At 63.9% G+C, this 16,908-nt stretch carries 14 protein-coding genes and 2 pseudogenes; 14 read left to right on the forward strand and 2 right to left on the reverse strand.

The features are described from left to right. Positions 1 to 179 precede the first annotated feature (179 nt). From ACP7B3_RS24115 to ACP7B3_RS24125, 3 genes and pseudogenes are all read left to right on the forward strand, one after another. Positions 180 to 377, forward strand: a pseudogene (locus tag ACP7B3_RS24115) (DNA-binding domain-containing protein); the annotation flags it as partial. A 241-nt stretch (positions 378 to 618) separates the two neighbouring features. Further along, positions 619 to 1,983, forward strand: a complete 1,365-nt coding sequence (locus ACP7B3_RS24120; protein ID WP_426181341.1) for an MFS transporter — start codon at positions 619 to 621, stop codon at positions 1,981 to 1,983. Positions 1,984 to 2,053: 70 nt separating this feature from the next. Further along, complete coding sequence (locus tag ACP7B3_RS24125) at positions 2,054 to 3,181, forward strand: MFS transporter (protein WP_262207393.1); 1,128 nt, start codon at positions 2,054 to 2,056, stop codon at positions 3,179 to 3,181. A gap of 75 nt (positions 3,182 to 3,256) precedes the next feature. Here the strand turns inward: ACP7B3_RS24125 and ACP7B3_RS24130 are convergent, their stop codons facing one another. Beyond that, a complete protein-coding gene (locus ACP7B3_RS24130) occupies positions 3,257 to 3,778 on the reverse strand; it encodes a DUF3087 domain-containing protein (RefSeq protein WP_145166132.1) in 522 nt (173 codons plus the stop codon). A 117-nt stretch (positions 3,779 to 3,895) separates the two neighbouring features. On the opposite strand from ACP7B3_RS24130, the gene ACP7B3_RS24135 reads away from it, so the two are divergent. Then, the gene (locus ACP7B3_RS24135; RefSeq protein ID WP_178119767.1) at positions 3,896 to 4,072 is read left to right on the forward strand and encodes a hypothetical protein; all 177 of its coding nucleotides are present in this window, start codon (positions 3,896 to 3,898) and stop codon (positions 4,070 to 4,072) included. Between the two features lie 15 nt (positions 4,073 to 4,087). Next, on the forward strand, positions 4,088 to 4,285 hold the full coding sequence (locus ACP7B3_RS24140; protein WP_426181346.1) for a DUF6021 family protein: 198 nt from the start codon (positions 4,088 to 4,090) through the stop codon (positions 4,283 to 4,285). A 37-nt stretch (positions 4,286 to 4,322) separates the two neighbouring features. Here the strand turns inward: ACP7B3_RS24140 and ACP7B3_RS24145 are convergent, their stop codons facing one another. Further along, the gene (locus ACP7B3_RS24145) at positions 4,323 to 4,559 is read right to left on the reverse strand and encodes a DUF6555 family protein (protein ID WP_106579910.1); all 237 of its coding nucleotides are present in this window, start codon (positions 4,557 to 4,559) and stop codon (positions 4,323 to 4,325) included. 120 nt (positions 4,560 to 4,679) lie between these two features. Between ACP7B3_RS24145 and ACP7B3_RS24150 the strand changes: the two genes are divergently transcribed. From ACP7B3_RS24150 to uvrA, 9 genes and pseudogenes are all read left to right on the forward strand, one after another. Then, positions 4,680 to 5,513 carry an arylamine N-acetyltransferase family protein gene (locus ACP7B3_RS24150; RefSeq protein WP_426181350.1) on the forward strand — a complete coding sequence of 278 codons (834 nt, stop codon included), beginning with the start codon at positions 4,680 to 4,682 and terminating at the stop codon, positions 5,511 to 5,513. 124 nt (positions 5,514 to 5,637) lie between these two features. Beyond that, complete coding sequence (locus ACP7B3_RS24155) at positions 5,638 to 6,390, forward strand: outer membrane beta-barrel protein (RefSeq protein ID WP_145166135.1); 753 nt, start codon at positions 5,638 to 5,640, stop codon at positions 6,388 to 6,390. Between the two features lie 230 nt (positions 6,391 to 6,620). After that, positions 6,621 to 6,719 (forward strand): annotated as a pseudogene (locus ACP7B3_RS24160) (hypothetical protein); the annotation flags it as partial. A 107-nt stretch (positions 6,720 to 6,826) separates the two neighbouring features. Further along, positions 6,827 to 7,444 (forward strand): transcriptional repressor LexA, encoded by a 618-nt coding sequence (gene lexA, locus ACP7B3_RS24165; RefSeq protein WP_106579904.1) that lies wholly within the window; start codon positions 6,827 to 6,829, stop codon positions 7,442 to 7,444. After that, the gene (gene imuA / locus ACP7B3_RS24170) at positions 7,444 to 8,058 is read left to right on the forward strand and encodes a translesion DNA synthesis-associated protein ImuA (RefSeq protein WP_106579903.1); all 615 of its coding nucleotides are present in this window, start codon (positions 7,444 to 7,446) and stop codon (positions 8,056 to 8,058) included. Before lexA ends, imuA begins: the two co-directional genes overlap by 1 nt. Positions 8,059 to 8,065: 7 nt before the next feature. Continuing rightward, entirely contained in the window at positions 8,066 to 9,481 is a 1,416-nt protein-coding gene (locus ACP7B3_RS24175; protein WP_145166137.1) for a Y-family DNA polymerase, read from the forward strand. After that, entirely contained in the window at positions 9,457 to 12,549 is a 3,093-nt protein-coding gene (locus ACP7B3_RS24180) for an error-prone DNA polymerase (protein ID WP_426181356.1), read from the forward strand. Before ACP7B3_RS24175 ends, ACP7B3_RS24180 begins: the two co-directional genes overlap by 25 nt. Before the next feature lie 126 nt (positions 12,550 to 12,675). Beyond that, a complete protein-coding gene (locus ACP7B3_RS24185) occupies positions 12,676 to 14,379 on the forward strand; it encodes an ATP-binding protein (RefSeq protein WP_416363165.1) in 1,704 nt (567 codons plus the stop codon). Positions 14,380 to 14,387: 8 nt separating this feature from the next. Continuing rightward, positions 14,388 to 16,907, forward strand: coding sequence for an excinuclease ABC subunit UvrA (uvrA, locus tag ACP7B3_RS24190; protein WP_426181360.1), 2,520 nt, complete (start codon positions 14,388 to 14,390; stop codon positions 16,905 to 16,907). Position 16,908: the final 1 nt, after the last annotated feature.

The raw sequence follows: 16,908 nt of genomic DNA on the forward strand, positions 1-16,908 counted from the left end.
GTTAATTATTCACTGTGTATCGCTGTGTATCCGCGCACCACCTTGATACACCGGCATGACGTTCTGTCGTGTTTGCGACACAGAGCGGATACACGCCTGGCGTTAACGCTGTTCACCAGCCGGCGCCGGCGGTCACGCACCGCGACGTTGAGGACGGTGTTCCCGCATAACCCCGACGTGTATGGCGGCGCCAGTTCACCTCGCGCTTGCGGCAGGTGCAGGCGTTGGAGCTCGACGCTTTGCTGCATGTGCAGGGCGACGGCCGTTTTGCCCGGTTGTGTGAATTTTTGGTGGCGCGCCTGGGCGAGGAAGCAGGCGTGGTCCAGGTCGGTTGGTTGGGCGGTGAGTTGATAGTGGGAGCTGTGGCGAGTGAATAACCTGTGGCGAGCGGGCTTGCCCCGCGTTGGGCTGCGAAGCGGCCCCAAAGGCTGCCCACCGGGTTTGTCAGATACACCGCGGCGACTGGAGGGGGAGCGCTTCGCACTCCAACGCGGGGCAAGCCCGCTCGCCACGAGGCGTTGGCAAACATGAAAACTCTGACAGCCAGGCAATTGGCCACTGAAAAAATCCGCATCTGCCCGTACTCTAGGGGCCTTTGTTACCAGCGCCGGATTGTTCATGTCTTCTGTTGCCGATGGGTTGCCCTTCAATAAACGCCTGCCGGCCGTGATCGCTCTTTCTTTGGGGATCGGCATGGCGACCCTCGACACGGCCATCGTCAACACCGCGCTGCCCACATTGGCCGAAGGCATCGGCACCGACTCGGCCTCGGTGATCTGGGTGGTCAACGCCTACCAACTGGCGATTATCGCCACGGTGCTGCCATTCGCTTCGTTGAGTGATGTGTGGGGGCACCGTCGGGTATACCTCGGTGGGTTGCTGCTGTTTATTGTCTCGTCGCTGTTGTGCGGGCTGGCCGGGTCGTTGCTGACCCTGACGGCCGCGCGTGTGGCGCAAGGCCTGGGCGCGGCGGCGGTCATGAGCGTGAATACCGCGTTGCTGCGGCATATCTACCCGGCAAAAATGCTCGGGCGCGGCCTTGGCTATAACTCGCTGGTGGTGGGGCTGGCGTTCACCCTCGGGCCGACTGCCGCATCGGCGATTCTGTCGGTGGCCAGCTGGCACTGGCTGTACCTGATCAACGTGCCGTTGGGCCTTTTGGCCCTGGGGCTGGGCCTGCGGTCATTGCCGACACTGCCCATGACCGGTCACGCGTTCGACCGCCTCGCCGCGCTGCTGTGTGCCGGGTTGTTCGCCTTGCTGGTGCTTGGCCTGGGCACGGCGGTGCACGGCGTTCAGGGCGCATTGACCCTGGGCCTGATCGCCGTGGCGCTGGTCTGCGGTGCGTTACTGTTGCGCCGCCAGGCTGGGCACCCGGCGCCGATGCTGGCCCTGGATCTGTTCAAGCGCCCGGTGTTTGCGCTGTCTTCCCTTACGGCGATCTGTGCGTTCAGCGCCCAGGGCCTGGCCTTTGTGTCATTGCCGTTTCTGTTGCAGGCGGTGCTTGGTCATAGCCAGGTGGAAACCGGTTTTCTGATGACGCCGTGGCCGGCCGTTGTTGCGGTCATGGCCCTGGTCGCAGGGCGCCTGGCAGACCGCGTGTCGCTGGGCGTGTTGTGCGGCATCGGCCTGTTGCTGCTCAGTGCGGGGATGGCGGCGCTGGCCACCCTGGGCAGCGGCGCGTCGGCCTTTGATATCGGCTGGCGCATGGCGCTGTGCGGCGCCGGGTTTGGCTTTTTTCAATCGCCCAACCTCAAGGCGATCATGACCAGCGCACCCTTGGCCCGCAGCGGCGGGGCCAGCGGCATCGTGGCGATCTCGCGGCTGCTGGGGCAAACGCTGGGGGCGTCATTGGTGGCGTTGTGTTTTCACCTGTCCCTGGGCAGTGGCCCGCAATACGCGCTGTGGTTGGGGTGCGTGTTTGCGTTGGTGGGCAGTGTGGCCAGCGGTTTGCGTTTGTTGCCCTATGGGAAAAAGGCGTGATTGGGCGTTGTAAAGTCCGCCATGGGAAGGCTAACGTGGCGGCCTGAATATTTCAGGATGTTTCAGATTTATGTCCAGCCTGGCCCAACGCACTGCCGATACCACGTCCCGACGCGCCGCGCTGACCCTCGCGTTGTGCCTGCCCAGCGACGTGTTGCTGTACTTGCTGTTGCCGATGGAGTCCCAGGCCTTTGGCATCACGCTGGCGCAGGCCGGGGTGTTGTTGGCAGCCAACCGCCTGGTGCGGATTTTTGGCTATCGGCATGTGCTCAATTTCTATGCGCGCAACGGTGACCGGCTGACGTGCATGATTGCTGCCGGCGCGGCGACGGTGTGCGCCCTGGGCAACTCGCTGCTGTCAGGGTTCGCTGCGCTGCTGGGCCTGCGGCTGATCTGGGGCCTGTGTTTTGCCGCGCTGAACCTGTCGACCCAAGTGTTGGCAACGTCCGAGCCCGTTGGCGCAGCCCGCCGCGCGGGGCGTTCACGCGCGATGATCGCCCTCGGGCCGATGCTGGCGCTGCCGCTGGGTGGCTGGTTGACCTTATGGGCCGGCCCACGTCCGATCTTTGTGATGCTTGCCGGCTGCTGCCTGGCGGGCTTGTGGGTGGCGCGTGGCTTGCCCACCGCCGGGCATGATTTGCACAGCACCGGGCGGCGCTTCAAGTGGCCCGACAGTGTGGCGACCTGGTCGTTTATCGAGGGCGTGGCGCTGGACGGGCTGTTTATTTTTGGCCTGTCGATCCAGGCACAAAAGATTCTCGGCGGCGATGCGGTGCTGATCGCCGGCGGCTTGATGGCCCTGCGGTATGCCTCGGAAATGCTCCTGAGCCCCCTGGGCGGCCGGGCGGCGCAACGCTTTGGCGCCACGTCGATGCTGTTGCTGTTTTCATTCTTGAGTGCCCTGGCCCTGACGGCGTTCGGCAGTTATTGGGTGATCGTCGGCGCGGCGGCGGTATTGGTGCTGCGCGCGCTGCAACTGCCGCTGGTGACCACCCTGGTGGCCGAGCGCAACCCGGGCTCGATGCGCGTCTCGGCACTGGCCTCGAATGCGGTGTGGCGCGATGTCGGCGCGGGCCTCGGGCCGTTGCTGGCGGGCCTGTTGCTGCCGGTGGCGTCAGCGCCGTGGGTGTTCGGCCTGGCGGGCGCGGCCATCGCGGTGAGCGCGGTATTTTGCTGGCGCACCCAGGTTTCCAACTGACACGGTGAGGGGGTGTGTGTCCCTTCAAGAAGCTTTCGTGCGGGGGCTGGATGAACAGAGCATCGGCGTGCTGGCTTAGGCGCTTTTAAGGCTGTCCAGCCATGCGGGGTCCAGGCGGGTTTGCTCGGTGTTAATGCCCAGTGCCTGCATCTTCGCCTGGTGGGCGTCGATCTCGCCGAGCAATTGCGCCTGGGCACTGGAGTTGGCGTCCAGTGCATGCATCTGCGTGAGCCCCAAGTGGTAAAAACGCAGCAGCTTGATCGCCGTCGGGTCGTTGGCCTGCACGCCTTCGGTGACCTTGTGCATCACGTTGGTGACGCTCATCAAACTGCGCTTGAGCTGCCAGCCATACACCGCCGGCGCGAGCCAGGGCTGGGTCCAGAACGGCCCGCGCACCAACGCGACGGTGATCAGCACCCCGGCAAACACACCGCCGACATTGAAGCGAAAGTTGTCACCGCCAGGTTCACCGAACAGCATGACCGCCAGGCTCGACAGCAGCATTGCCAGGGCCACGAACAGCACGGCAATGATCAGGGTGCTGCGGCGGGTCTGCTGGCGGAAGGTGGCGGGGTCGCAGGGTTTGAGCTCGAACATCCGGGTCTGGTCTCAAGAAGGGCGGGGTGGCATCTTCGCATGCTTTGCGCAATCAAGTTGAACGATGGCTTGCCGCGGTTTCTCTACATCTGTGTAGCCCCCGTGAGGTAAACCATCATGCCCGAATACAAACAGCCGCCGCCCGGCACCCCTGACCCTGATCGCACACCCGGTGAAGAGGAGCGCGACAACGATGCGTTACGCCCCAACGACCCGGCGCAGCGTCAGGACGACGATGTGGAACAGGTCGAGCAAGACCTTGAACACCTTCACGACAAAGCCCGCCCGCTTTAAAACCAGGAGATCGCCGTGAGTAATCCCCCGAAAGGCCCGCGTTCAGACGAGCATGGCAGTGGCAAGGACGAGCTGGGTTTTGACCCGGACTCCCCGGATGTAGCCGACCCGCAAGTCGACCCCATCGGCCCTGCGATCGCGCCGTTGGACAAGAAAAAACAGCCGAAAAAAAAGCCGCCCTATGATCCGCTGGGCGACTTGAAAACTAACTAAAGAAACACAAAAAGCCCCGCCATTGCGGGGCTTTTGCTTATTTGGGCGGCACCCAGGTGACGTCGGTAATACCGAACTTTTCCGCCCAGGGCCGAGTGGTTTTTTTCACCTGTTCGTGACCCACACGCCCAATGCGGCTGACATGGGCGATGTCGGCATCCACCGCTGCCCAATGCCACGCCTCGGCGTTGTTCATCACCTCCGCGCGCACCACAAAGGACTTCGGTTGGCCGTGCAGCTGGTAATTAATGGTGTAGATTTTTGCGGTACTCATGTTGCCTCCCTGTCTTGTTATAGATGGATCGGTGAGTGTTCAAAAAGGTTCAGTCAAAATGACAAGTCGCACACTGGCCCTGCATAGTGAGCGCTTCGCCCCGCGCTCAAGGATCGCGCCATGCCCCGCTTGACTCATCGCCAGCTTTATCTGCAACGCCTGGGCTACGACACGCCGCCGCCGCCGACCCTGCAAACCCTGCAGCAATTGCAGTTGCGCCATGTGTGCACGTTCGCCTTTGAAAGCCTGTCGACGTTGCTGCACTGCCCGGTGCCGATCGACTTGCCGAGCATCGAGCAAAAGGTTCTGCTCGATGGGCGTGGCGGGTATTGCTTCGAGTTGAACCACTTGTTTCTCGCGCTCCTGCAGGATTTGGGTTTCGAGGCGCGCGGTCTCACCGGCTGGGTAGTGATGGGCGGGCCGGTAGATGCGCGCACCGGACGCACCCATCGCCTGAGCCTGGTCACCCTGGAAGGCGTGCGCTATGTCACCGACGTCGGCTTCGGCGGCATGGTGCCAAGCAGCCCCTTGCAGCTGGACACCGAGGCGATCCAGGCCACCGCCCACGAACCCTATCGGCTGACGTGCAATGGCGCCGATTACACCTTGTGGGCCAAGGTGGGCGAGGAGTGGCGTGGCTTGTATGTGTTTGACCTGCAGGTGCAGGCGGATAGGGACTATGAAATCGGCAACTGGTACGTGTCGACGCACCCGGATTCGGTGTTTGTCGGCCAATTGAAAGCTGCGCTGCTCGCGCCGGGTAAACGCTACACATTGAATAACGCCCACTACGCGGTCCACTGCCTGGATCAGCCCAGTGAAAAGCGCGCAATCGAGAGTGTCGATGAGCTGCTGGCAGTGCTGCATGGCACCTTGGGTATTCGCCTGCCGGTGCATCCTCTTCTTCGCGAGAGCCTTAATGGCCTAGTGATAGCAGCTTCCAAAGAAGCTTGAGATAGAGCCTGCGCTGAACCGTTTTTTCTCCAAATCGACGCAAATTAATTCGAACCTTTCGCGAAAGCCGAGGTTCGAAGCGATTCCTGAATAATTTGCTCACCAGACAAGGAGATGTAAAACGATGTCCAAGCTATTCGGAAAATTCCTCAAGGGCTCCTCGCTGTTGGCGCTGGTCGCTGCGCCTGCCGTGGTGTTCGCCGCTGCACCGACGGGCCCGATTTCGGTTTTCGGTCTGCAGGGCAGCTACAACGACTTCAAGCTCGAAGGCGGCAGCGACAGCGACAAGGACCACATGCCTGAAGCGGGCCTGTTCTACAACTTCGGCAACAAGCTCACCGCTGAATCCGGCTTTATCTACCAGGCCGGGATCGAAGCCAAGTACGGCGAAAAGAGCGACAACAAACTCAAGGAAGGCCAGGCTGACCTGGACCTCGGCTGGCGTGCCGCGCTCGACGCGCGCAACTTTGTCGACGTGATTGTGGGTGGTGGCTACAGCTGGACCCGCTACGAGCCGGACACCAATGACTACGACGTCAAGCTCACCAACAAGTCGCCGTTCGCCAAAGCTGCCCTGGGTTACAACCACCAGTTCGATGACATGACTCTGCGCGTCGAAGCCGGTGCCCGTCGTACCATCGACGGCCGTGCCAAGCTCAAAGTCGATGGCGTGGGCAGCGACACCGTGGACCTCAAGGACCGCACCAACCCTTACGCTGAAGTCAGCCTGCTGATGAACCAGAAAGGCGACCTGCCAGTGATGGCGGGCCTGTACTACACCCGTACCGAATACAAGCTTGACGACGACTCCTATGTCGCCGACAACACCAAGCTCAAGCGTGACGAGTACGGTTTCAAGGTCGGTATCGCGTTCTAAGCGAACCGCTGGATGCGGGGTGGCCAACGCCTCGCATTCGACTGCCCCACCAAGCCCCCTTTGTGTCCGCCAAAACCCTCAGCGCCGTGGCGTTGCTGTCTTAGTGTGCAAGCAGCTTCCACAGCCTAAAAAGAGAGGGTGGCCATGCGCTGCATTGCCTTATTGTTGGCCGTCCTCGGCCTGCTCGCCGCCTGTGACGACACGCCCAAACATCCCCCCCGAACGCGCCACTGCGGCCCACGCAGAGTGAGTATGTGCTGTTGCAGTTTGGGGAGCTGCTGGCGGTGCGCGGCGCAAAGATAGTTGAGACCTGGCCTTTTTATGGCTGACTCGAGAGGCAGGCTTGCGCTGAGTGCCGGTGCGTTGCTGCCCTCGGACAGGCACTCGAACGCTCCCGACTGACGGCTATTGTCAGAGATTTCCTACAAGAGTACAAATGTACTCCATGACGACCCTGACCCCCCGCCGCACTGCCATCCTGACCTTCATCCGCGACCGTATCGCGCAGCAAGGCCAGCCCCCCAGCCTCGCCGAGATCGCCGAGGCGTTCGGTTTTGCCTCCCGCAGCGTTGCGCGCAAGCACGTGGTGGCCCTCACGGAAGCCGGTTACATCGAGGTCAACCCTAACCAGGCCCGGGGCATCCGCCTGCTCAACCAGCCGGCACGCCCCGAATGGCTGGATGTGCCCGTGCTCGGCCGCGTCGCCGCCGGTTTGCCGATTGGCGCCGACGCCGAAGTGCACAACCGCCTGCAACTGGACCCCGCCACCTTTGCGAAAACCCCGGATTACCTGTTGCGGGTGCAGGGCGACTCGATGATCGAAGACGGCATTCTCGACGGCGACCTGGTCGGCGTACGTCGCAGCGCCGAAGCCTTGAACGGCCAGATTGTGGTGGCGCGTCTGGACGGCGAGGTCACCATCAAACGCTTCGAGCGCCATGGCGAGCATGTGCGCCTGCTGCCGCGTAACCCCGCGTATCAACCCATCGAGGTAGGCCCCGATCAGGACCTGGCCATCGAAGGGGTGTTCTGCGGCCTGGTGAGGCAAGGCTGATGGGCGCCGTCGTTGCTCTGGACTCGCTGTTCAATGGCGGCCGAGTCTGGAAGGGCCGGCCGGTTGCGCCGCCGGCCAGCGTGCACCCCACCGGGCTGGCGGCGCTGGACGCGGTGCTGCCCAGCGGCGGCTGGCCGGAGGCGGCCCTGAGCGAAATCCTGATGGCCAAGGAAGGGGTCGGCGAGTTGCAATTGGTGTTGCCGACCCTGGCGCGCTTATCAACGGCAGGGGAGCGCATCGTGCTGGTCGCGCCGCCTTACACGCCGTACCCGCACGCCTGGCAGAACGCCGGGGTGGATTTGCGCCAGCTTTCGGTGATCCAGGCCGAGGAGCGCGATACCTTGTGGGCCGTCGAACAATGCCTGCGTTCCGGCAGTTGCGGCGCCGTGCTGTGCTGGCCGCGCAAGGCTGATGACCGCGCCTTGCGCCGTTTGCAGGTGGCGGCCGAAACCGGCCAGACCCTGGCGTTTGCCTGGCGCTCTTTACACGAGGCAATCAATGCCTCGCCCGCCGCCTTGCGCCTGGCCGTTGAGGCAAAACCTGCGCAAGTGCGGGTGCTCAAATGCCGGGGCGGGCTGGCCCATCCGGCGCCGATTGCGCTGGCGGGGCACTGAGGTTGCCATGCGCTGGGTGTGTATTGTCTTCCCGCAATTGGCGCTGGACGGGGTGCAGCGTGTGCATCCCGAGCCCGACCAGCCGCTGGTGCTGCTGGCCGGCACGCCGCAGCGTCGCGTGTTGCAAACCGTCAATGCCGCCGCCCGCGCGTTGGGCCTGCGTCCCGGGCAATCGCTGACGGCTGCGCATGCGCTGGCCAAGACCTTCGCCAGCGCCGAATACGACCCCGCAGAAATCGAGCGCTGGCAGCAGTTTCTGGCGGCCTGGGCCTACCGGTTCAGTTCCCAGGTCAGTGTGTATTACCCGCGCGCCTTGCTGTTCGAGATCGAATCGAGCCTGGGCCTGTTCGGGCCGTGGCCGCAGTTCGAGGCGCGGTTGCGCAACGAGCTGACCGCGTTGGGGTTTCGCCACCGTATCGTCGCCGCGCCCAATCCGGCGGCGGCGCGGGTGCTGGCCAATATCTACGATGGCCTGGCCGTGGCCGATGATCACGCGCTGCACCAAGCCCTGGCGCCACTGCCTGTCGAGCGTTCAGGCCTCGACCCGCAAGCCGCCACCGCCTTGTCACGCATGGGCCTGCGCACGCTGGCCCAGGTGCAGGCGTTGCCCCGCCACACGTTGGCGCGGCGCTTTGATGCCGGCTTGCTCAAGCACCTGGATGCGCTGAGCGGGCAGCGGCCGCTGCCACTGGCGTTTTATCAGCCACCGGAGCAGTTCGATGCACGCATCGAGCTGAATTTCGATGTGCAATCCCACCAGGCCTTACTGTTTCCGTTGCGCCGCCTGACCGGTGACCTGTCGGCCTTCCTCTGCGGTCGCGACAGCGGCGTGCAGCGTTTCGACCTGCACCTGGAACACGCCCAGGCGCCTGACAGCGTGATCAAGGTCGGCCTGCTCAGCGCCGAGCGCGAACCGGCGATGCTGTTCGAACTGGCCCGCGGCCGTCTGGAGCAGGTGCAAGTCACCTCGCCGGTTCGCGGCTTTCGCCTGGTGGCCCAGGACCTGCCGGTGTTCGTGCCGCAGCGCCAGGACTTGTTCGACGACCGCCCGCAACAGACGTTGCCCTGGGAGCAACTGCGCGAACGCCTGCGCGCACGCCTGGGCGATGAAGCTGTGCAAGGCCTGCGCTTTCATGCCGACCACCGCCCCGAATGCGCCTGGCAAGCCGCCGCCGATAGCCGCGCGTGCCCCACCTTGAACAAGGTGCAGCGCCCGGGCTGGTTGCTGCACGAGCCGACCTTGCTGGCCGAGCAGGGCGTACAGATTCTGATGGGCCCGGAACGCATCGAATCCGGTTGGTGGGATGGCGCCGATATTCGCCGTGACTATTACCTGATCCAGACCCGCGCCGGGCAGCAAGGCTGGGCCTATCGCACCGTCGGGCAAAGCGATGGGCTGTGGCTGCAAGGCTGGTTTGCATGAGTTACGCCGAGCTGCATTGCCTGTCCAATTTCAGTTTCCAGCGCGGCGCGTCGAGTGCGCTGGAGTTGTTCGAGCGCGCCAAGCGCCAGGGCTACAGCGCCTTGGCGATCACCGACGAATGCACCTTGTCGGGCATCGTGCGCGCCTGGCAGGCGGCGAAGGCGGTGGACATGCCGCTGATTATCGGCAGCGAGGTGCGCATCGAGAACGGCCCCAAACTGGTGTTGCTGGTAGAAGACCTCAGTGGCTACCAGCACTTGTGCCGGCTGATTACCCTGGCCCGACGCCGTGCCGAAAAAGGTCGTTATCGCCTGCTGCAGGAAGACTTCGACCAGCCTCTGCCTGGCCTGCTGGCGCTGTGGGTTGCCGAAGACAGCGACACCCAGGCCTCGATCCAGTGGCTGCGGCGTACCTTCGCCGATCGCCTGTGGCTGGCGGTGCACCTGCATTGCGGCCAGAACGATGCGCGCCACCTGGAGCAGCGCCTGGCCCTGGCCGCCAGCCTGCATATCAAGGCGGTGGCCTGCGGCGATGTGCACATGCATGCGCGCGGTCGCCGCGCCCTGCAAGACACCATGACCGCCATCCGCCATCACGTCACGGTGGCCGACGCTGGCACACGCCTGCACCCCAATGGCGAGCGGCACCTGCGCAGCCTCGACGCCCTCGGCGCGCTGTACCCGCAGGCCTTGCTCGATGAAACCCTGGCCATCGCGCGGCGCTGCACGTTCGACCTCAGCCAATTGCGTTACCACTACCCGCGCGAGCTGGTGCCCGCCGGCCAGAACGCGAAATCCTGGTTGCGCCAGCTCACCGAAGAAGGCATTGCCCAGCGCTGGCCTGAGGGTGTCGACGCCAAGACCTTGCAGCAGATCAACCATGAGTTGGAGTTGATCAGCGAGCTGGGTTACGAAAGTTATTTCCTCACCGTGCACGACATTGTGCGCTTTGCCCGCAGCCGTTCGATCCTGTGCCAGGGCCGGGGCTCGGCGGCCAACTCGGCGGTGTGTTTTGCCTTGGGCATCACCGAGATCAACCCGAGCCTGATGAGCATGCTGTTCGAGCGCTTCCTGTCCAAGGAGCGCAATGAACCGCCGGATATCGACGTCGACTTCGAACACGAACGCCGCGAAGAAGTGCTGCAGTACGTGTTCCAGCGTTACGGGCGTACCCGCGCGGCCTTGACGGCGGTGGTCAGCAGCTACCACGCGGCCGGCGCAGTGCGCGATGTGGCCAAGGCCCTCGGCTTACCGCCGGACCAGATCAACGCCCTGGCCGAATGCTGTGGGCGCTGGAGTGACGATGCGCCGCCCCTGGAGCGCCTGCGCGAAGGCGGCTTCGACCCGCAAAGCCCGATCCTGCGCCGCGTGCTCACGCTGACGCAGCAGTTGATCGGCTTCCCCCGGCACTTGTCCCAGCACCCGGGCGGTTTCGTGATTTCCGAATACCCGCTGGACACGCTGGTGCCGGTGGAAAACGCTGCCATGGCCGAGCGCACTATCATCCAATGGGACAAGGACGACCTCGACGCTGTCGGCCTGCTCAAGGTGGATGTTCTGGCCCTGGGCATGCTCAGTGCGATCCGCCGCTGCTTCGATTTACTGCGCCGGCATCGCAACCTGGACCTGGCGCTGGCGACGATTCCCAAGGAAGACGCCGCCACCTACGCGATGATCAGCAAGGCCGACACCATTGGCGTGTTCCAGATCGAGTCGCGCGCGCAGATGTCGATGCTGCCCAGGCTCAAGCCGCAAAAATTCTATGACCTGGTGATCGAGGTCGCCATCGTGCGGCCGGGGCCGATCCAGGGCGGCATGGTGCACCCGTATTTGCGCAGGCGTAATAACGAAGAGCCGACGACGTATCCCTCACCGCAACTCGAGGCGGTGCTGGAACGCACCTTGGGCGTGCCGCTGTTTCAGGAACAAGTGATGCAGATCGCCATGGTCGCCGCCGACTATGGCCCCGGCGAGGCCGACCAGTTGCGCCGTTCCATGGCCGCCTGGAAACGCCACGGCGGGCTGGAACCGCATCAGGAGCGCCTGCGCACCGGCATGCTCAAGAACGGTTACAGCGAGGCATTTGCCGCGCAAATCTTCGAGCAGATCAAAGGCTTTGGCAGCTATGGTTTTCCCGAGTCCCACGCGGCCAGCTTTGCCTTGCTGACCTACGCCAGTTGCTGGCTCAAATGCCATGAGCCGGCGGCCTTTGCCTGTGCACTGATCAACAGCTGGCCCATGGGTTTCTACAGCCCGGACCAGATCCTGCAGGATGCGCGGCGGCATCGCTTGCAGATCCGCCCGGTGGATGTGCTGGCCAGTGACTGGGATTGCAGCCTGGAACCCATCGACGGCCAGCAACCGGCGATCCGCATGGGTTTGCGCATGATCTCGGGGTTTCGCGAGGAGGACGCGCGGCGCATCGAAGCGGCCCGCCAGCGCGGTACGTTCAGCGACATTGCCGACCTGGACGAACGCGCTGGGCTGGATGCTCGTGCCCAGGCGTTGCTGGCGGACTCGGGCGCCTTGCGCGCGTTGGCCGGCAACCGGCACACGGCGCGCTGGGAAGTGGCCGGGGTGCATAAACAGCTGGGGCTGTTCGCTGGCCTGCCCAGCCCCGACGAAGCGGCGGTGCAGCTGCCGGCACCAACGGTTGGCGAAGACCTGCAGGCCGACTACGCCACGGTCGGCACCACCCTCGGCCCGCATCCCCTGGCGTTGCTGCGTGATGAGCTGCGTAAACGCCGCTGTCGCAGTTCCCTCGAGCTGATGGCGGTGGCGCATGGGCGCAACGTCAGCGTCGCGGGGCTGGTCACTGGCCGGCAACGCCCGGGCACCGCCAGCGGGGTTACCTTCGTCACCCTGGAAGATGAGTTCGGCAACCTCAATGTGGTGGTCTGGCGTGACTTGGCCGAGCGTCAGCGTCAGGCGTTGGTCGGTTCGCGCCTGTTGAAAGTCGACGGGCGCTGGGAGGCGGTAGGCGAGGTGCGGCACTTGATTGCCGGGCGCCTGACCGATCTGACGCCGCTGCTGGATGGGATTAATGTGCGCAGCCGGGATTTTCACTGACGGCAGTTGCTCAGTCCTTCTCGGATAAGCTATATGCAATGAAACGAATTATTGCAGTCAGGCTCCAAGTTTTTATCAGCGTAACTGCATCACTCATCCATCCTTCTCTTCGCCACGAGCCCATAGATGCAATTTTTATCCAACACCCATGGCTGCGAAGGCTGGGGCGGTGAAATGGCCCAGCGGATCCGCGCCTTCGACTGGTCGACCACTGACCTGGGCCCGATCCACGCCTGGCCGAAGAGTCTGGTCAGCGCCGTGCAGATGCTATTGGCATCCCCCATGCCGATGGTGATGCTGTGGGGGCGGCTTGGGTACATGATCTACAACGACAGCTACTCGGTATTTGCCGGCGGCCGGCATCCGTTTCTGTTGGGCACGCCCGTGGAGCTGGGCTGGCCGGAAGTGGCCGAGTTCAACCGGCATGTCGTGGACACCTGTCTGGCGGGCGGCACGTTATCGTTCAACAACAAGGCACTGGTGCTGCTGCGCAATGGCAAGCCGGAAGATGTCTGGATGGATCTTTACTACAGCCCCGTCGCCGGCGATGACCAACAACCGGCCGGTGTGCTCGCGATTGTGGTAGAGACCACCGGCCACGTGAACTCCGAGCGCTTGCGCCAGGAATTGACGCATAACCTGGAGCAACGCGTGGCGGCCGAAGTGCAGGCGCGCTCCTCGGCCGAAGCGCAATTGCGTCAGTCGCAAAAACTCGAAGCCATCGGCGGCCTGACCGGTGGCGTGGCCCACGACTTCAATAACCTGCTGCAAGTGATCGCCGGCAACCTGCACCTGCTGGCCCGGCACGAACCCGAGAATGCCCAGGTACAGCGCCGGGTCACGGCCGCCATCGCAGCGGTGGAGCGCGGCGCCAAACTGTCGTCGCAACTGCTGGCCTTTGCTCGACGCCAGCCGTTGTCGCCGGCTGTTTACAACCCCCAGCGCATTTATGCAGGTTTGGGTGAATTACTGCAGCGCGCGTTGGGCGAAACCATCCATATCGATGTGCAATTGCCCCAGGATTCCTGGTGCATCAACGTCGACCGCAACCAGCTGGAAAACGCCTTGCTCAACCTGGCGATCAATGCCCGCGATGCCATGCAAGGCGAGGGCGTGATCCGCATCACCGGCGATAACATCATCCTCAACCCCGACGACTGTGCGGGCAAGAGCGTCCTGCCTGGCGAATATGTGCGCCTGGCCGTCACGGATATTGGCGTGGGCATGTCGTCGGCGGTCCTGGCGCGGGTGTTCGAACCGTTCTTTACCACCAAGCGTGAAGGCCATGGCACCGGCCTTGGCCTGAGCATGGTGTTTGGTTTCGTGCGGCAAAGCGGCGGCCATGTCGAGGTGTGGAGCGAGGAGGGCAAGGGCACGGTGGTGCAAATGTACTTTCCGCGCAGCCTCGGCGCCGAGGACCCGGACAGCCACCCCGTTGAGGCTGTGCCGCACGCGGGCGGCCAGGAAACCATTCTGGTGGTCGAGGACAACGTCGATGTACGGGTGACGGTGGTGGAATTGCTCGAGCAGTCGGGCTACACCGTGCTCACCGCCGAAGACGGCGACCGCGCGATGCAAGCGCTGCAGGGCGGCGTGCAGCCGGACCTGATTTTTACCGACGTGGTCATGCCCGGCCGGGTCAAAAGTACTGACTTGGCCGACTGGGCCCGCGCCCAGGTACCGCCGGTGGCGGTGCTGTTCACCTCCGGGCATACCCGCGACATTCTCTCCAGCAATCATCTGCTGAGCCCCGACATTCATCTGCTGAGCAAGCCCTACAGCCCCGAATCCCTCACACAACGGGTGCGCAGCGTGCTCACTGTCCGATAAGGTCTTCCATGACTTCACAGCGCAACATCCCTCCCGTCACCGGCCAGCACCTTGGCTTTGTGCGAGTGCGCGGCGCTCGCGAACATAACCTGCGTAACGTCGACGTCGACATTCCGCGGGACGCCCTGGTGGTGTTCACCGGCGTCTCGGGTTCCGGCAAATCATCCCTGGCGTTTTCCACGGTGTACGCCGAAGCCCAGCGTCGCTATTTCGAATCGGTAGCGCCTTACGCACGGCGCCTGATCGATCAGGTGGGCGTGCCGGATGTGGATTCCATCGAAGGCCTGCCGCCGGCCGTGGCCCTGCAGCAGCAGCGCGGCACGCCGAGTGCGCGTTCTTCGGTGGGCAGCGTCACGACCTTGTCGAGCCTGATCCGCATGTTGTACTCGCGTGCCGGCAGTTATCCGCCGGGCCAGGCCATGCTGTACGCTGAGGACTTTTCGCCGAACCTGCCCCAGGGCGCGTGCCCGCAGTGCCATGGCCTGGGCCGGGTGTATGAGGTGACCGAGGCGCTGATGGTGCCCGATCCGTCGCTGACCATTCGCCAGCGTGCGGTGGCGTCGTGGCCGTTGGCGTGGCAAGGGCAGAACCTGCGCGACATCCTTGTGACGCTCGGCTATGACGTGGACATTCCCTGGCGCGACCTGCCGAAAAAACAGCGCGACTGGATCCTGTTCACCGAAGAAACCCCGACCGTGCCGGTGTACGCAGGCTTCACGCCCGAACAGACCCGCGCGGCCTTGAAGCGCAAGCTCGAACCCAGTTACCAGGGCACCTTCAGCGGCGCGCGGCGCTATATCCTGCACACCTTCACCCACACCCAAAGTGCGCTGATGAAAAAGCGCGTCTCGCAGTTCATGCAGGGCAGCGCCTGCCCAATGTGCGAGGGCAAACGCCTGACCCGCGCGGCGCTGTCGGTGAAATTTGCCGGGGTGGATATCGGTGAGCTGTCGCAACTGTCGCTGTCGCAGTTGGCCGAGTTGCTGCGGCCGGTGGCGGCGGGGCAGGACAAGATGAAGCTGTCGGTGGAAAAACGCCTGGCCGCCCAGCGCATCGCCGAGGATTTGCTTGAACGCGTGAGCACCCTGATCGAGCTGGGCCTGGGCTACCTGTCCCTGGAGCGCAGTACGCCGACGTTGTCATCCGGCGAGCTGCAGCGCCTGCGCCTGGCCACGCAATTGGGCTCGCAGTTGTTCGGCGTGATCTATGTGCTGGATGAACCATCGGCGGGTCTGCACCCGGCGGATGGCGAAGCGTTGTTCACTGCGCTGGAGCGTTTGAAAGCCGCAGGCAATTCGCTGTTTGTGGTTGAGCATGACCTGGAAACCATGCGCCGCGCCGACTGGCTGATCGACGTGGGGCCGGCTGCCGGCGAGCACGGCGGGCAAGTGCTGTACAGCGGCCCGCCAGCGGGCCTGGCGGATATCGAGGCGTCGCAGACGCGCGAATATCTGTTTGCCGAGCGACGCCCGCCGAGCCAGGCGCGCCGTGAGCCCACCGGTTGGTTGAAGCTCGAAGGCGTGACGCGCAACAACCTCAATGACCTGAGCGTGGACTTCCCACTGGGATGCTTCACGGCCGTAACGGGTATTTCGGGCTCGGGCAAATCCAGCCTGGTCAGCCAGGCGCTGCTGGAACTGGTGGGCGCGGGGTTGGGCCGTGTGGTGGAAGCCGACGAAGAGCCCAGCCTGGAAGACGACACCCCGCAAACCAGCGGCGGACGTATCACTGCGGGTCTGGAGTCGATCCGGCGCCTGGTGCAGGTGGACCAGAAACCCATCGGCCGTACGCCGCGCTCCAACCTTGCGACCTACACCGGGCTGTTCGACAACGTGCGCAAACTGTTCGCCGCCACGCCGGCGGCGAAGAAGCGCCACTATGATGCCGGGCAGTTCTCCTTCAACGTCGCCAAGGGCCGCTGCCCCAATTGCGAGGGTGAGGGGTTTGTGAGTGTCGAGTTGCTGTTCATGCCGAGCGTGTACGCGCCGTGCCCGACTTGTCACGGTGCGCGTTACAACCCTGAAACCCTGGCGATCAAATGGCAGGGGTTGAGCATTGCCCAAGTGCTGGGGCTGACAGTGGAGCAGGCGGTGGCGGTGTTTGCCGAGCAGCCTGGTGTGCTGCGCTCGTTGCAGGTGTTGCGCGATATTGGCCTGGGGTATTTGCGGTTGGGCCAGCCGGCCACCGAGCTGTCCGGCGGTGAGGCGCAGCGCATCAAGCTGGCGACCGAGCTGCAACGCAATGCGCGCGGCTCCACGTTGTATGTCCTGGACGAGCCCACCACCGGGTTACACCCACGCGATGTGGACCGCTTGCTCAGCCAGCTGAATCATCTGGTCGAGGCGGGGCATACGGTGGTGGTTGTGGAGCACGAGATGCGCGTCGTGGCGCAGAGCGACTGGGTGATCGATATCGGGCCGGGGGCCGGCATGCAGGGCGGGAAGGTGGTGGCCAGTGGCACGCCGCAGAAGGTGGCCAAAAGCAAGGTCAGCCGTACTGCGCCGTTTCTGGTGCGAGAACTGACTTAAC

The sequence above is a fragment of the Pseudomonas sp. TWRC1-2 genome, from assembly GCF_049896685.1.
Classification (GTDB): Bacteria; Pseudomonadota; Gammaproteobacteria; order Pseudomonadales; family Pseudomonadaceae; genus Aquipseudomonas.

Coding starts and splice junctions, on each gene's coding strand:
- ACP7B3_RS24145 (WP_106579910.1), bottom strand. CDS start 4,559: ATGAGTACCGCAAAAATCTACACCATTAATTACCAGCTGCACGGCCAA.
- lexA (WP_106579904.1), top strand. CDS start 6,827: ATGTACTCCATGACGACCCTGACCCCCCGCCGCACTGCCATCCTGACC.
- ACP7B3_RS24175 (WP_145166137.1), top strand. CDS start 8,066: ATGCGCTGGGTGTGTATTGTCTTCCCGCAATTGGCGCTGGACGGGGTG.
- ACP7B3_RS24130 (WP_145166132.1), bottom strand. CDS start 3,778: ATGTTCGAGCTCAAACCCTGCGACCCCGCCACCTTCCGCCAGCAGACC.
- ACP7B3_RS24185 (WP_416363165.1), top strand. CDS start 12,676: ATGCAATTTTTATCCAACACCCATGGCTGCGAAGGCTGGGGCGGTGAA.
- imuA (WP_106579903.1), top strand. CDS start 7,444: ATGGGCGCCGTCGTTGCTCTGGACTCGCTGTTCAATGGCGGCCGAGTC.
- ACP7B3_RS24155 (WP_145166135.1), top strand. CDS start 5,638: ATGTCCAAGCTATTCGGAAAATTCCTCAAGGGCTCCTCGCTGTTGGCG.
- ACP7B3_RS24150 (WP_426181350.1), top strand. CDS start 4,680: ATGCCCCGCTTGACTCATCGCCAGCTTTATCTGCAACGCCTGGGCTAC.
- uvrA (WP_426181360.1), top strand. CDS start 14,388: ATGACTTCACAGCGCAACATCCCTCCCGTCACCGGCCAGCACCTTGGC.
- ACP7B3_RS24120 (WP_426181341.1), top strand. CDS start 619: ATGTCTTCTGTTGCCGATGGGTTGCCCTTCAATAAACGCCTGCCGGCC.
- ACP7B3_RS24135 (WP_178119767.1), top strand. CDS start 3,896: ATGCCCGAATACAAACAGCCGCCGCCCGGCACCCCTGACCCTGATCGC.
- ACP7B3_RS24125 (WP_262207393.1), top strand. CDS start 2,054: ATGTCCAGCCTGGCCCAACGCACTGCCGATACCACGTCCCGACGCGCC.